At 31.0% G+C, this 13,807-nt stretch carries 9 protein-coding genes; 1 reads left to right on the top strand and 8 read right to left on the bottom strand.

Annotation, left to right across the window (positions count from 1 at the left end):
- Nucleotide 1: 1 nt before the first annotated feature.
- The 8 genes from BA768_RS06150 to BA768_RS06115 all read right to left on the bottom strand — a co-directional run bounded on the left by BA768_RS06150 (nucleotide 2) and on the right by BA768_RS06115 (nucleotide 12,611).
- Nucleotides 2–3,979, bottom strand: coding sequence for an ATP-dependent RecD-like DNA helicase (locus tag BA768_RS06150; protein WP_065720106.1), 3,978 nt, complete (start codon nucleotides 3,977–3,979; stop codon nucleotides 2–4).
- A 3-nt stretch (nucleotides 3,980–3,982) separates the two neighbouring features.
- Nucleotides 3,983–5,647: a DUF262 domain-containing protein gene (locus BA768_RS06145; protein ID WP_065720105.1), complete on the bottom strand. Its 1,665-nt coding sequence runs from the start codon at nucleotides 5,645–5,647 to the stop codon at nucleotides 3,983–3,985.
- Between the two features lie 6 nt (nucleotides 5,648–5,653).
- Nucleotides 5,654–6,208 (bottom strand): hypothetical protein, encoded by a 555-nt coding sequence (locus BA768_RS06140; RefSeq protein WP_065720104.1) that lies wholly within the window; start codon nucleotides 6,206–6,208, stop codon nucleotides 5,654–5,656.
- Between the two features lie 3 nt (nucleotides 6,209–6,211).
- A complete protein-coding gene (locus tag BA768_RS06135) occupies nucleotides 6,212–7,513 on the bottom strand; it encodes a restriction endonuclease subunit S (RefSeq protein WP_065720103.1) in 1,302 nt (433 codons plus the stop codon).
- Complete coding sequence (locus tag BA768_RS06130; RefSeq protein WP_065720102.1) at nucleotides 7,503–9,611, bottom strand: type I restriction-modification system subunit M; 2,109 nt, start codon at nucleotides 9,609–9,611, stop codon at nucleotides 7,503–7,505. The genes BA768_RS06135 and BA768_RS06130 overlap by 11 nt, the downstream gene beginning before the upstream one ends.
- Nucleotides 9,612–9,732: 121 nt before the next feature.
- On the bottom strand, nucleotides 9,733–10,632 hold the full coding sequence (locus BA768_RS06125) for a hypothetical protein (protein WP_065720101.1): 900 nt from the start codon (nucleotides 10,630–10,632) through the stop codon (nucleotides 9,733–9,735).
- Between the two features lie 398 nt (nucleotides 10,633–11,030).
- Nucleotides 11,031–12,185 (bottom strand): SIR2 family protein, encoded by a 1,155-nt coding sequence (locus BA768_RS06120; protein ID WP_065720100.1) that lies wholly within the window; start codon nucleotides 12,183–12,185, stop codon nucleotides 11,031–11,033.
- 204 nt (nucleotides 12,186–12,389) lie between these two features.
- Nucleotides 12,390–12,611, bottom strand: coding sequence for a hypothetical protein (locus BA768_RS06115; RefSeq protein ID WP_065720099.1), 222 nt, complete (start codon nucleotides 12,609–12,611; stop codon nucleotides 12,390–12,392).
- Between the two features lie 380 nt (nucleotides 12,612–12,991).
- Between BA768_RS06115 and BA768_RS06110 the strand changes: the two genes are divergently transcribed.
- Entirely contained in the window at nucleotides 12,992–13,807 is an 816-nt protein-coding gene (locus BA768_RS06110) for an RNA polymerase sigma factor (protein ID WP_065720098.1), read from the top strand.

Below are 13,807 nucleotides of genomic sequence, written 5' to 3'. Positions count from 1 at the left end.
ATTATCTTATATAATAGTGATGATTTGAATATTGTTTGTGCTTATCTTCCGTCTCAACTGTGTCTTCAACAATTAAATTTATTAAACAATCAATTTTAGCTGGATTTATTCCATTACTTTCATCTGTGGTAATAATTTGTTCCCAAATTCCAGCTTCTTGATATGTTTTCTTTTTTAAATTTTGCCAAGTCCATTCATATTTACCTTGACCTAATAATCCCAAATGTTCCCAATACCATATTTTGTTCTCAGTATAAATAGTAAAATCAGTTTTAATATTTATTTCTTTACCGTTAATGAATGGCTTAGATTCATAGGCAAAATTAAAATGATCAATACCAAATTCTTCTCTCTTTTTCATCAATAAATGATAGATTAATAATTCAACTCTTGATTCCACATATACATTTGGTTCTGGTTCTAGATCATAAAACCTAAATGGTTTATCTAAAAGCAAACTAGTCCGTCGAGATGCAGAATTAGATCTACTTTGGGCAATTTCTAGAACTGTATTTAATTTCTCATCATTAGTTTGAAGAAATATTGTAATTGTTTTTTTAGTTCTAGTTAAGGCAGTGTAAACCAGCTCCTTGTTTAACAAACCATAACGAGCTGGCAAAACCAAAAACAAATGATTAAAACCGCTACCTTGAGATTTGTGTATAGATATTGCATACGCCAACTCAAATGCTTCTTTCTCATTTGCGCGAATATCATAAAATGGAATATTATCTATACCATCTTTGTTTTCATAATAAAATGATTCATTTCTACTGTTATCAATAAATCCCATTGTCCCGTTTGAGAGCAATAAAGCTTTGTTATTGTAATAATTTTGAGTTCTAATTAATTTATCTGCTTTTTTATACTGTCCTTTTCTAAATTCTAACTTCAAATCTTTTCTAAAAATCCGCTGTATATAATCATTAATTTTACTTGTCCCAGAAAATTGACCATTGTATGGACTTAATATTTGAAAATTTTCTAAATTTAATTTTTCGCCTTTTATTTCACCGTTTTCATCAAAACCTAGTAAACAATTTAAGAGCTCCGTATTTGTACCTGTCAATTTTTCTTTATTAGAAAGACGTTGAAACTCTTCTTCGATTTGATCATACAGCTCTTCTTTTGTAGTCCAGTACCTGGCATTAAATCCTTCAGAAATAAAAGTTTCTTTGTTTTTAAATTTAGCTAATAATTGGGGATCAAATTCTCCTTTTTGTTTAAAGGCATCTGCTAATTTTAGAATGTCGTTATCTTTTAATTCAGATCTACAATTAGATTCTAATTGAATAAAATTGTTTTTATAATCGCCGTGAGTTCGCAAGAAACTAATGCAATCTTCTAAAATTCTACCATAACCAATTGCTGGTAATTGATTTGGATCACCTATTAATATTAAACGCTTAAAAGAGGGTTCTTTAAAATTAAAAATATTTAGAAGTTTTTCAAATTTCAGCAAATCTACCATTGATGTTTCATCAATAATCAGATTTTTAATTTCTTTTAATTCTGAAACTCTTATTTTCTTATTTCTTACATCACTTATAAATTTATCTATTGTAGAAGCAATAACATTTTCTTTGCTCAATCTTAATGCTGCCTTACCTGTTGGAGCGAGTAATAAATATTTTTGATTTTCATGCTCTTCTAGATGTTTTATAACATTTAAAATTTCGTGAGATTTTCCACTTCCTGCATTTCCCGCAATTATAAAAAATCTTTTTCTAAAGACATTTCGGTATAAGTTCTGCCGTTCATCTTTAAAAATTTCTACTTCAAAATTATCGCCTATACTTTTCTGCAAGTTGGTAATAGAATTGTCTATATACATATTAATAGCATCAAACTTTTCGTTGTGATCACTTGCACGAAGTAAACTCATAATTTTTTCTTCTACATTTTTTTCAGCATTATATACTTTTGCTAAATAAAAATAAGTAGTATCGTTTTCTTCGACCAAAATTATTTTTTTTGGTTCTTCTTGAAAATGGTTTGAAAAATCAGAACTTATTGGATGGAAAAAACCTTCAGGTAAACTATATTCCTTATTTAATTCATAATACAAAGGATAAGATCTCATTGCCTTTTCAAGATGCGTTGCATCTGTAAAACAATCCCCTTTATTTTCTAATGTATTTAAATATCTTAATACAAGAGCTCGAATTCTTCTTTTATCTACAAATTCCATTGTTTTTTGAAGATCGATTCTCTGTTTGTATTTTGAGTGCGGAAAAAAGGCAATATCTATTTTAAATAAGTCAATTGGAGAGTCTAATTCTTCACCATATACATCATCGTGAGAATCTTGCCAGTAATCGTAATCTTCGTACAACAAATAGGGATTTTCTATAATCTCTTTTACTTTATGAGAACTTTTTACATCATCATCAAAATTTCTAATCCAATTATCAGACAGTTTTAATTTTCCAGAAAGTATCCTTGAAAACTGAAAAGGTTTTAAATTGAGCATCGATAGGGTTAGAAATTCTTTTGTACTAAAATTTCTTTGTTTTAATCTCTCTTGCAGCTCAACTATATGTTTTGAATATCGCTTAGAAATTTCAAAGGAAGATGGGTTTTGAATTATGTTTTCTAGCTCTGTGTCTGGATTTTCTGATTCTTCTTTAAAATCACTATAAAAAGTATTTAACTCAAATTCAGGTTCTTCTTCTTGATTGAGAAATACCCTTGCTAAACTTGTGAATCCAGGAAAGTAAGATCGAGAGTCCCAAGCAAATTTTAATAATTCATCAACTTTAGCAATTTTTTCCAACATTTCATCTCGTGCGACTATACCATCATCTTTACAAACCAATAACGCTTTTCGCATTTTGGTTAAAATATAAATTGCTTCATCATCACCTATATCCATTGCAACATATTTAAAACACCATTCTAATTCCGATTCTGTAATCGCAACTTTTATATTATCCAGAAAATTATCCTTCGCATCGGAGGCTAATTTTTCTGCTTCATCTAAATATTCGTGGTATGGCATTCTGATAGAAGTGTAATCATCAAATGAAAAACGCATCGCCCAGTTCATACTTGGGAAGTTTCTATATTTGAAATTACTTTGTGGTCTTTTCCTTATTTGTTCTATCACTTCTTCAGGACCAAAATGTTTTATTTCCGAAGCCTTTTCCTTACTGTCAATTATTCCTGCACCTACAACCAAATACTGTTGTTCTTCTTCAGTAATTGGATTACTGAATTTTGCATACATAAAAGCAATACTTTTGCCTTCATGCATTTTTGCATTAAATCTTGGGATCCTTACTTCTTCTAAATTTTTCGGATAAGCTCCACTTTCAGCAACTTCTTTTGCTGTTCTGCCAAATGACACTGAAAATGGCCAGCTAAGCATTGAATGCTTTGGTAAATCATCTTCTAGCAATTCAAGATTTGGAGCTGCGGGATTATCGTGTTTTACTTTTATAGATTCATTGCCGAATAAATTAATCGACCAGAAGCAAGGTGGTAGATAATCTATTTCGTTTAGTTTTTTCCCTTTATGCGCAATTTCTTCTACCATATTTTCTTCCTTCCTTTTTCGTATCCTTTCAGAAAGTAAAGAATGGAAACCGTTGCAGTAGGTGTTGGTTTCTGGATTATTGCAAATGCTGCCATTCCATTTATTGTCATGCCATGCCACGCGAAAAGTGGCATGAGAAACTGCCATATTAAACGTATCGTTCTCGAAAAGTTCTGTCGCTTTTTCGCTTTTATTATCGTCTTCCAGCATTTCGTCAATTTTCTCCATTAATGATAAAATGACAACCAATTGCTTTGGACTTAATTTTCTTGAGCCACGGGTATTTTTTTTTGCATTCATAAGAATTGCAATTTTATCGAAACCTAGTTTTTTTTCTTTAGCAATTTCAATATAGCTTTCCCAATCCTCAGAATTAAAATCATCAAAGTTCATTTTCATGATATCAATATCATAAGGATCATTTATATCGTAATTAGCCATATTTTAAATATTTGAATTAGGATTCCAGTATTCAGTAGCAAAAGAAATTAGTTCACTATGTCTATTTTTAATTTCAACTTCCGACCAATTTTCTTTAAATGCTTCTAACTTTTGACGTTGAAGTAAAACAGATTGTGTTTCACGTTCAGTAGGTAAATTATTGCTATCACTTGAATTTCTGCCTCTTGTTGATAAAACTAAATTACCAATATTATTTAAAAATTTATCCTTGAATTCTTGAGTGTATTCAAAACCTTCTGGTTTTTGTGGTGTCCAATGGTCTAATGTGTTTTCAAGATTTCTTTTACCGTATGAATTTACAAAATCACTATAACTCATATTTGGTTCTTTATTTTCAAATCTCAATTTATTCTCATATTTCCATAACAAATATCTTGTTGGTTTAAAATAGTGTGAATTTGAATTTAATTTACTTATAAAATCTCCAGTGAAATTCCAATAATCTTTAAAACCATAATTAGCATGGTAAATTAGACTTGTCTCCAATTCAACTAAATCACCATTATAGTTAAGCGCAATATTATGCAATCGATTAGTTCTGTAATTTCCAATTGTGTACAGCATTTTAAACAAAATTATTTCGGTTAGTCGAAGAATTTTTTGTAATTCATGACTTTGATGAAAATGAAATAATTTTAATACTAATGGAAAAGAATTGTATGTATCTAAATACAAAACATCTCCTAATGAACTTTCATAAATATATATTTTTTGTATCTCTACTACACTTTGAAAACTCTTTTTTAAAGCAACACTAAATTGCTTTATCCAATTTGACTTATTCTCTTCTTTTTTTAATATTTTTTTGACACGCTCCAAGGAAGTATCATCAGTTGAAAGAAACGCAATAGTATGAAAGTTTAAAACCTGATCTTCATCAGCTATTGAAATTAATTCTAAAGATTGATAGATAATTTCAAATTCCTTTTCAACATATGAAATGTCATTATTAGGATTTTTTTCAGTTTTTGCACAATCAAGATAAAGGTGAAACATTAGGAATGACTTTAACTTTTCTAATTCTGTCAAGTCTTTTCCCCTATCATTTTGAAAAGTAAAAAGTTGTGTTGCTTCTGCTTTGTCTGAAACAGAGTCGGTGGTTATTTTAGCATTTTCAATTAAATCCTTCCATCGTACAATATCATCTATACATACTTCTTCTTTGGAAAATTCAGCGGAAAAGAATTCAAAAGATTCTAAAATTCGTTTTCTAGATTTAGTATCTGCCTTATCTTGAACATTATTTATTAGTAAATTTTGAAAATAATTATTATCATAACCAACTGTTGACAATTTTTGTTGATGATCAGAATTCAGAAGATAATCATTGAAAAGATTAGTAGCTGTTGATTTTAATTCAGGAATATCTTTTAATTTATTTTGAATACAGCATAAGAAAATTACAACAGTTGTTAATCTCTGTTGGCCATCAATTATCCAAAATTTATTCTTATCATATTCATCAGTTTCAAACAAAAAATGTCCTAAATGATATTGCTCCACAGATTTAGGATGTTCTTGTAAGTCAATTAAAAACTGCTTAAGATGTTTATCCTTTTCCCATGAATAAGCACGTTGATAATTAGGCACAGCAAAGAGATTCTTGCGAGGGCTAAAAATATCACTGATAGTTGATTTATAATCCATTTTTTTCTAAATTTTACATTCTAAAAATAATACCTGTGGAAATTGCTTTTTTTTGGTTTCCAAATAGGTTGTATTCCTATTATCCAATGCGCAAGAATTAAACGCAATAATTCCAAGTTTTCCATCACAAAACTTTTTTAACTCACTTCGCATCTTGACTTGAAAATAAGAGCAAGCTGTATTGAATGCTTCTCCTACAATTTCAATATTATCTTTATCTATTACCGTTAAATCTCTTCCTGAATGATTGCTCATTTTCAGTTTGACATTTTTTATTTGATGTTCTACGAATAATATGTTTGCTGCTTCTAGCAAAACCAAATCAGAATAAATACGATTGCTCATTTCGAAAAAAGTAAGATTTTCATACGGTCCAAAATTCAATTTTACCCTTTTTGCCCAAAGCATATGAGATAAAGTATTCATTGTCGGAATCTCTAAAACAACAGATTCAAAATATTGATGATAGGCAGACTTTAGTTCTTCTAGTTTTTGTAAAGATGTTATTTCCTTTTCAAATAGTTCTGATAATAGAAATGTTTTGCTTTTGGATTTTGCCACTATTTAAACTTTGTTATACGTTGCTCTCTCCTCTGCCACCATCCCCAATTCTTCTTGTACCAAATGCTCCACACTTAGCTTACCGCTTATTAAGCGGGGCAATAACAAATCTCGTGTTTCTTGTAGTAGTTGGTTTTTGTTTTCTAAAAGATCTATTTCTTCTAAAAATGGTATTATTAATTGTTCAAATTTTGTAGCTAATTCAAAATTAGGCAAGATTGCTTTTTCTAAATTTATTAAACTTGGTGTTAAATGAAGAACATTTGCACCATTAGCAAATTCAGCTAGTTTAAGACCAATGCCAGAATATCTAAAAAAAGAATATAAAAATATTTGTGGCAAACTAACTGGAACAATTTTTACTAAATCCATCGAAAAGATAAATTTTGGAATATTCATTTCAGGAACTCTTGCAACTCTTCCAACTAATTCTCGGTTCTGCGTCATATCAGTAACTGCAAGAATGATATCACCAGTGTTTGCTACATTATTTTCTGAGAATTTACCTTCAAAATATTTTAATCCGTCTCTTCGAAAACCACCACCTCGATTAATGTTTTTTAGATTTAACATTGGTAAACCGCCATCATCCCTTAATTCTTCAGATGAATAAGATTTACCTCTGAAAATTGAGATGTGATTTTTAAGTTGTGCCTTCTCCCAACCTTCCGGCAAACCATCCACTATTGTCGCCTTTTCATAACCTGGAAAACGCAAACGCACAAACCATTCTTTATAAATTTCTTCTGCCATTTCTTCTAATAGCTTGATCCGTTGTTTGTTGTTTTCTATCAATTCATCGTAAGAAGAAAGAATGGATGCTATTTTTTGTTGGATGGCAAGTGGGGGAAGTGTTAAAGGCAATCTTTTTATCATTTGCAAACTTAAAAAACCTTGTGCAGAACCACTTTTTATATTTTCAACCCATTTTTGCAAATAGGAAGATTTGAAATAATATAACAAATATGATGAACTGACTTCATAATTATCAGGTCTTATTATTGCAACACTACTTGAAAGTCCAAAATTATCAGTTGAACTATATAAGTGTGCTCCTCCAATAGAACCGATAATAGAAAAAATTAAATCTCCATCTTTAGGTTTTGTTAGTGCTTTAGAATTTTCTCGGAAGTGTTTTTCGTAATCTTTTTCAGTGATGTATTCAACTTGTTTAAGATTGATTCCATCTTTATTAAAATTTTTTGAAGTTAAATAAGGAATTCCATTTGCAACTCTTTGAATCCTGGCGTGAGCACCGTCTCCAATAATACAAACATCACCAATTGAGGTTTTTTTAAAATTCATTTACCAATATTTTTTTAGTTGATAAAATTATTTTCTCAATTTCGTTTGCTTTAATACACAATTTTTCAAATTCATTTATTTTACTTTCAAATTTAGATTTAAAATCATCGTTAGAGATGCTTTCTCCCTCAACATCCACCCCAACATATCTTCCTGCATTCAAAGAATAATCCTGCTCATTGGCATATTCTGTTTTGTGGGCTACTTTGCACAAACCTACCACATCGGTGTATTTCGCTTCCGGGAAACGGCTTTGCAACCAGTGGATATTGGTTTGGTAATGGGCTAACTGGTCGGTGCAGTTTTTATAGTTTTGTTGCAGTTCTTCTATTTGTTTGCTGGCATTGAGTGCTAAAGCAGTCCAGTCTTTATCGTTTTTTATTTTAAGCTGTTTGTCGGCAATGGTTAGCAATTCCAGAAAATTGTCTTTGCTGGTTTTTAAATTGGTTTCAATGGTTTTTAATGCAGTTATGTATTTTTCAATATGGGTTGAAAAGGCGAGTTGTTCCTTATTTGATGAGATTGCTTCGTACCTCGCAATGACGGGAAGAAGAATATTTGGTACGGTTAAATTATTTATTTTATCCAGCAAACCGCTTTCGGCAATGGTTTTATAAACATCGGGTTTGTGTTTGGTTTTGCTGTCTGTAGCATATTGTTTTAAATTGGTAATTGTGGTTTTTAATAGCGTACAATACGCATTAAAAGCAGCGGGAACTTCGGCTATTGCTTCGTTGGCTTGGTTAATGTAATGCTCCACTAATTCCAAATAACGCTCATTTTCGCCCCTGTACAAGCGCACAATGGCTGTGAGGTTTTGAATGTGTTCTTCTCTCCATTCGCGGTGTGCACGATCTATTTGATGGTATGTATTTCGGGCATCTAGAAATAAAATTTGATCTTTTCGCTCATTGTTTGCTTTCTGTTTGTCGAAAAACCAAAGTGTTGCAGGTAAAGTAACCGTGAGAAACATATTAGAAGGCATAGAAACCATACAATCTACAATACCGCTATCGACCACTTTTTTACGAATTTCATATTCCGAATTTCCGGCATCAGAAGCCGAGTTAGGCATTACAAAACCTGCTCTTCCTTTCTCGTTGAGCGAGGTGGCAAATAAAGAAATCCAAAGATAATTGGCATCGGTAATACTGTCATTGGTATTTTTTCCCTTATTTTTTGGCAAGCCGTATTTGTAGAAACGTTCATCGTTTTTCACTGTGCTTTCCTTCACCGATTTAACATTAAACGGCGGATTTGCCATCACAAAATCAAACTTTCCTAAACCATTGTAAGGGTCATTTTCGTAGGAATTTGTTTCGGTAATTTCGCCCCGAATATTGTTGACCATTAAGTTCATCTTAGCAAGCCGTGCGGTTTCACCCATATATTCCTGTCCGTAAACGTAAATATCATTTAGGTCATGGTTGGCTTCTTTCACAAAAGTGGCACTTTGCACGAACATTCCGCCTGAACCACATGCAGGATCATAAATTTTTCCGGCATAAGGTTCTATCACTTCCACAATAAAACGCACCACCGAAGTTGGGGTAAAAAACTCGCCGCCTTTTTGTCCTTCGCTCATCGCAAATTCTCCTAAAAAGAATTCGTAAATTTTACCAAAAATATCTCCGCTTGCATCTTTAGGAATATCAGAAAATGTTTTCAGCAATTGCGGTAAGATGTCGGCTTTCTTTTTTTCAATATCAAAGTAGGCTTCTTTGGGTAATACATCTTTGAATTTATCGTCTTGGTATTGCTCAATACCTTCCATCGCTTCCCTTAGTTTTTTTGCTAAACTTTGGTCTTGCGGCAATTCCAGCAAATAATCGTATCTGGCAAAATCAGGAAGATAAAAACCGCATTTTGATAAGGCGATTGCTTCTATTGTTCTTTCTAATCGAGTTCCTTTTTCGGCATTATATTCTTTAAGAATTTCTGGTTCGAAATGGCTGTATTTATTATCTGCAAAACGAAGGAAAATTAATCCTAAAACGGGGACGGCATAATCAGAAGCTTTTAATCCGCCATACGCACGAAGCGAGTTTGCAGAATCCCAAAGGTCTTTTTCCAATTTTTTGAGTTGTTCAGTTGTCATTTTTTACTTAAATATTATCTAGAGATTCCAAGCAAGATTTTGCAATCTACTATTTACAATGTTTCGATCAATCTTTTTAGGATCGGGATAAACATAAATCTATCTTTAATTCATTAGCATTTTAGTCACAGGAGCTCATTATTTTGATAAATTCCTCCCATTGGCCTTGATAATTGTTATTTATTATTTCGATTTCTACAATGACTACATCAAGTGATTTTAAAGTTTCTCTTTTTCTTTGCTCAAGTTCAATCTCTCTTGTCACTTGAATTAAAGGTTTTGTGTAATAATAAATTTTATTCTCTAAGTTTGAAATTGATTTCAAACGTGCTCGCTTAGTTAAGATCCACCATAAGTCTATCTCACTAAAATCTAAGCCGAAACCGGCTATGTGCACATTACTTGAAAAAAATAATTCGACCCAAGAATAATTATCAAATTCTTTTGTTTCTAGCTTTTTCTCAATTGTTAAAATTGGCGAGTGTGGTTCTTTATGGTTAAAATCGTAAGTTCCTTTGAGATATCTGTCAATTTTTCCAACAGATCCACAATAGTGATTCATCCCTAACATGATACTTTTAGGAAAGTCTAATTCTCCATGTACATTCCATAATTTACCAATAGTTTTTTTACTTCTATTTAATAAAGAAGTATTTCTTCTTAAACTATAGAGATGCTCTGTACCATTATGTGTTATTGAATTTTTTGAATCCAATGCTAAATGAGAATTTAACATAGCATAATCATAATTTGTAGTAATGTAATTTTCAAAATTAATTTCTAATATCTTTTTATAAAAGTCATTTGTAGGCTGATTTTGAAGACGTTCTGCAATTATATTTTTAAGCTCACCATTCTCAGAATTCCAATTTAGTCGTATTCTCTCATAGGTCAGTAAATTGGGTAAAAATTTCATTTCAAATTCTTCTCCTCGCATAAGTTCAACAAGAAGTTCTTCCCAACCCAATGCGGATTTACTTAGATAATTTAATCCATTTCCGAAAAAAAAAGTTTTATTCATTTTAGGTATTTTTATGCATACAATCGAACTTTTTACTAATTTATTAAATTTGAGGCAAAATTATTTAATTAAATAAATAATTTGATATATAGCTACATTAACTGCTATACCCTTAATCACTTTCAGTGCTAATTTATAAGTTTAGGTGAGTTATATTTATTAATTTGCAATTTTTTTTTTTAGAAATTTCAAGTAGTATATCTCACCTCTAAATTTCAATATCTTTATAAAGTTCTTGTACTTTTTCGTTGTGTTCTAAAATCTGGCTTTAACCGCCATCGAGAATCAAAGTGAACTTAATATACCAAGCTAAGATGAAATTTCTTTGTAAAAATAGAAAATCAATTAACTGAAAACTTTAAAATGAAGACTCGAGATTATAGCTGCCGTATTTTTTACTATAAATCATCAAAGCTCCTAATGTTTTTTCCAGTTCCTAAAAAAGGATAATCTTTACTTCTATTGTGATTGATGAAATTGAATTCTTTTTCTTTTATTTTTTCATTCAAATGATCATCACTAAATGAATAACCAGAAACAAATAAATTATCTGAATTTGCAATTGTATTTTCAAAATTCTTAAATAATTTATTATATAAGATATCATTCTTAATTGTGTCAGTTTTCCTAGTTCCTGTTATAAATTTGGGAACAATATCGAAATTATAATCTTGCAACAACTCATTAGTTTCTGGATTTATTAACTGAGAATTATGCTTGACATAAAAATTTGTTGCCATGTAATAATCAACTTTTTCCGTTGGTTTTGAAAATATTCCTTCTTTATTGTAATGCCTAAATTGATAAAAGTCTAAACTCCCGTGCAGTTTATGAATTCTAATTTTTTCTTTAAATTCATTATTAAAATAAGGAACAGGTTTATTATTATGCATAATCGGTGAATTTTCAGTGTTAAACCCCTTTGAATAATTTATTTTATTGATTTCTAATAAATGTTCTAGTAATATATCGTGGTTTAGCGTAAAAATATCTACTTCGTCGAAAGATCTAATATAGTTTGTAAATCCTTGATATATGTTAATCAGTTCATCGTCTTGTCTCGGAATTATTGAGAGTATGTCGCCAATTAGATAATTTAGAATTGCACTGACTTTTGAAAACTGCTTGTGGTCGAATGCAAACACATAACTTTTATAATATTCTTTATTTTTTTCTTCAAGGAGAAAAGGCCTATCAGTCAAAAAAGACTTCTTTGCAGTTTCAAATAGATTTTCAACCCAATCAGAATTTTTAAAATTATCAATTATATATTGATAAAAATCTTCATAATAGATAAAAGTACCCATGTCTAAAACATACTTTTTCACAAGCTCATCAAAAACATAAGAATAAGCTAAATAGTCAAAATTTAATTTTCCATTGTGTATAAAATTTTCATCTTTATCATCAATCCAAAACCATTCGCTTGAAGAAGCCGAAAGAATTTTTTCTTTTAAGTCTCGATTAAACCTTTTTGCGATTTCACTTGCTGTCGGCATTCCTGCGTTTGCTGAAAATCCAGCTCCTAAAATTACAGTTAAATGTTTTTCCATATTATTGTTTTGATGCTTAAATATTGATCTCAATTGACAGCTAATTGTTTTTATCTACTATAATTGCTGCAAAAAAAGTAAAAATAAGAACAACTTTAGAACAAAACTCAGTATTTTCACCGATTTTTCAAGGAGTTTGTATTGTCTCCTCCTCTAAAACAAAAAATACCAACTTTCGTCAGTATTTTTTAATGTTTTTTTCTTTTAAAGTCCAACCATTTCAAAGAATTTAGATAACTTGATATTCTTAGCTTCACAAATTCGCATTATGGTAATTAAACTAATTTGATAATTTACGTCTTCTCTAATTCTTCTTACAGTTTTCTCGTCAATATTATTTTCGGTTGCAAATTGACTATTATTATTCATTGGAATAACCCATTTATCCCTTATAAATTCAACAACTTTTCTATTTGCAATTTTCATAAAAGCAAATAAAAGTGATATTGCATGAAATAATTCGGACTTAAATCCGAATTGTCAATATTTTTCATATATTTGTAAAATAAGTTACTGCTTTGTAACTTTGCGATAGTTCAAAGAAATATAGAAGCTATTGCTTAGATTCTCGACTAGAAAACTGGCACTTTTCAAAAAGCGACGAGTTGATAAGTAAATGTGCCCACGACTTCGGCGTGGGCTCACTTATCGTTGCTTGGTATGCCAGTACCACTAGTCGGTAAGTTGAGTTCCACGCCTTTTCTTTTGTGCAAGATTTAATGAACAGGGGATACAATTAAGAGTAGAATTCGCCTTATTGACCTAAGCAGTTCCTTCCAGCAATAATTTAGCTAAAAACGCTGCTTATGAAAAGAACAGAATTTTTGCCCCGGAAGTTGAGCAATCTTCAGTTGTACGAACTGTTGAAAAAAGGCAATCCTGCCTCTCTCGAACACATTCATCTACGCTACAAAAGACTTCTTTTCTGGGTTGGAAAGCAAGTGCTTGAGGATGATTTTGTAGTGGACACCATCGTTCAGGATACATTCCTCAAATTGTGGCTACACCGCGACACCATTGAAACTCCGAATCATATTCTTGGCTTTTTACGGTTTGTTATGAAAAGAGATTGCATATCTTATGTCACTAATCCAAGAAATAAATTCAACCGATTGATGGCTTCTCTTGAAAGTTTTGAGAATTATCAGGATTATCTAGCAGGTTATGACCCGCTAAAAGATAAAGAGTATCTTCTCAGTCACGAATCCGATCAGAAAAATTTCGATGAAGTCAAAAAGATTTTACCCGTTCTGGATCCCAAAAGGAAACACCTGATTGAACTTTGCCTGGAATATGGCTTTCAGCACAAACCAATCGCAGAAGCAATGGGAAGTAGCGTGAAAGACATCAGCAATGAGGTGAGCAGAGCCATAGATGACCTTCGGAAAATTCTTAAAGTAAGTTCTTTTGAACAGCCACAGGAAAAAGCTTTCGATAACAAGGAGCAGTCAGAAAAACTCAGTAGTCAACAACTCGATATTTTGAAGAGAAGGTTTGAGCAGAAATCTTCATTTACCGTGATTGCACAAGAACTCAAATTACCTGAAAAGGAAGTACATCGGGAATTTCTGTATGCATATCAACATTTACAAAATCAAAACACTTCTGAAATACCTCGTTGA

The organism is Chryseobacterium sp. CBo1, from assembly GCF_001693475.1.
Lineage (GTDB): Bacteria > Bacteroidota > Bacteroidia > Flavobacteriales > Weeksellaceae > Chryseobacterium > Chryseobacterium formosense.
Note: the sequence above shows the minus strand (reverse complement) of the source record. Positions and strands in the feature narration are given on the sequence as shown.

Excerpts from the sequence above, each read along its gene's own strand:
- BA768_RS06125 (WP_065720101.1), bottom strand. The coding sequence starts at position 10,632 with ATGAATAAAACTTTTTTTTTCGGAAATGGATTAAATTATCTAAGTAAA.
- BA768_RS06130 (WP_065720102.1), bottom strand. The coding sequence starts at position 9,611 with ATGACAACTGAACAACTCAAAAAATTGGAAAAAGACCTTTGGGATTCT.
- BA768_RS06150 (WP_065720106.1), bottom strand. The coding sequence starts at position 3,979 with ATGGCTAATTACGATATAAATGATCCTTATGATATTGATATCATGAAA.
- BA768_RS06110 (WP_065720098.1), top strand. The coding sequence starts at position 12,992 with ATGAAAAGAACAGAATTTTTGCCCCGGAAGTTGAGCAATCTTCAGTTG.
- BA768_RS06135 (WP_065720103.1), bottom strand. The coding sequence starts at position 7,513 with ATGAATTTTAAAAAAACCTCAATTGGTGATGTTTGTATTATTGGAGAC.
- BA768_RS06115 (WP_065720099.1), bottom strand. The coding sequence starts at position 12,611 with ATGAAAATTGCAAATAGAAAAGTTGTTGAATTTATAAGGGATAAATGG.
- BA768_RS06145 (WP_065720105.1), bottom strand. The coding sequence starts at position 5,647 with ATGGATTATAAATCAACTATCAGTGATATTTTTAGCCCTCGCAAGAAT.
- BA768_RS06120 (WP_065720100.1), bottom strand. The coding sequence starts at position 12,185 with ATGGAAAAACATTTAACTGTAATTTTAGGAGCTGGATTTTCAGCAAAC.